Source organism: Streptomyces coffeae (assembly GCF_016741875.1).
GTDB lineage: Bacteria > Actinomycetota > Actinomycetes > Streptomycetales > Streptomycetaceae > Streptomyces > Streptomyces coffeae.
Genome location: NZ_JAERRF010000116.1, coordinates 1 through 1662 on the forward strand (window position 1 = coordinate 1; position 1662 = coordinate 1662).

1 protein-coding gene is annotated in these 1662 nt (G+C 67.4%); it reads left to right on the plus strand.

The genetic code is table 11. The features are described from left to right. On the plus strand, positions 1–1662 hold a 1662-nt coding region (locus tag JK363_RS41200; protein WP_236076578.1), incomplete at both ends, for a type I polyketide synthase.

The window sequence follows — 1662 nt, forward strand, 5'->3', positions numbered from 1 at the left end:
AGTGCGCCGAGTGTGGCGTCGGGTCGGGTGTCGTATGTGTTGGGGTTGGAGGGGCCGACGGTCACGGTGGATACGGCGTGTTCGTCGTCGTTGGTGGCGTTGCATCTTGCGGCGCAGGCGTTGCGGGGTGGGGAGTGTGGGTTGGCGTTGGCGGGTGGTGTGACGGTGATGTCGACGCCGACGACGTTTGTGGAGTTCTCCCGGCAGGGAGGTCTGGCTCCGGACGGTCGGTGCAAGGCGTTTGGTGAGGGTGCTGATGGTGTGGGGTGGGGTGAGGGTGTAGGGGTTCTGGTCCTGGAGCGGATGTCGGATGCCCTGCGCAATGGGCATCCGGTGTTGGCGGTGGTGCGGGGGAGTGCGGTCAACCAGGATGGTGCGTCGAATGGTTTGACGGCGCCGAATGGGCCGTCGCAGCAGCGGGTGATCCGGCAGGCGCTGGCGAGTGCGGGCTTGTCGGCCGCCGAGGTTGATGTGGTGGAGGCGCACGGTACGGGGACGCGGTTGGGGGATCCGATCGAGGCGCAGGCGCTGCTGGCCACGTATGGGCAGGAGCGGGGTGCGGAGCGTCCGCTGCTGTTGGGGTCGGTGAAGTCGAACCTGGGTCATACGCAGGCCGCAGCGGGTGTGGCGGGTGTGATCAAGACGGTGATGGCCATGCGGTATGGCATGTTGCCGCGGACGTTGCATGCTGATGTGCCGTCCTCGCATGTGGACTGGACGGCGGGCGATGTGCAGGTGTTGACGGAGAACACTGCCTGGCCTGAGACGGGCCGGGCTCGTCGTGCGGGTGTGTCGTCGTTCGGGATCAGTGGCACGAACGCGCATGTGATTCTTGAGATGGGGCCTGCGGTGGAGCTGCCCGTCGAGGAGCACGGGGCTGGCCTGAGCGCGGTGCCGTGGGTGGTGTCTGCCAAGAGTGAGGGTGCGTTGCAGACGCAGCTTGACCGGATCCGGTCGGCTGCCGAGGAACAGCGTCTCTCGCCTGCGGATGTCGGGTTCTCGCTGGCTACTGGTCGGTCGGTGTTTGAGCATCGGGCGGTGTTGCTGGCCTCTGATCAGGGAGTGGTCGAGGCGGCTCGGGGCGTGGCCGGTGAAGGCTCGATGGCGTTCCTGTTCTCCGGCCAAGGCGCGCAGCGGCTCGGGATGGGGCGGGAGCTGTACGACCGGTTCCCGCTCTTCGCCGAGGCTCTCGACAGTGTGCTCGACAATCTGGACCGCTCCGTACGTGACGTGATGTGGGGGGCGGACGCCGAGGAGCTGAACCGAACGGGATATGCGCAGCAGGCGCTGTTTGCCGTCGAGGTGGCGCTGTTCCGGCTGGTGGAGTCCCTTGGAATACGGCCGGACTTCGTGGCCGGGCACTCCATCGGAGAGGTCGCGGCAGCTCATGCGGCGGGTGTGCTCTCGCTGGCCGATGCATGTGCCTTGGTGGGGGCGCGGGCCCAGCTGATGCAGGCGCTTCCTGTCGGCGGTGCGATGGTGGCGGTCCAGGCGGCCGAGGATGAGGTTGTGCCGTTGGTGGCGGGGGCGTCTGGTCGGGTGTCGGTGGCGGCGGTGAATGGGCCGTCGTCGGTGGTGATCTCCGGTGAGGAAGCAGCCGTGCTGGAGGTCGCTGCTCACTTCGACGTCGAGGGGTGCAGGACGAAGCGGCTGGCTGTCAGT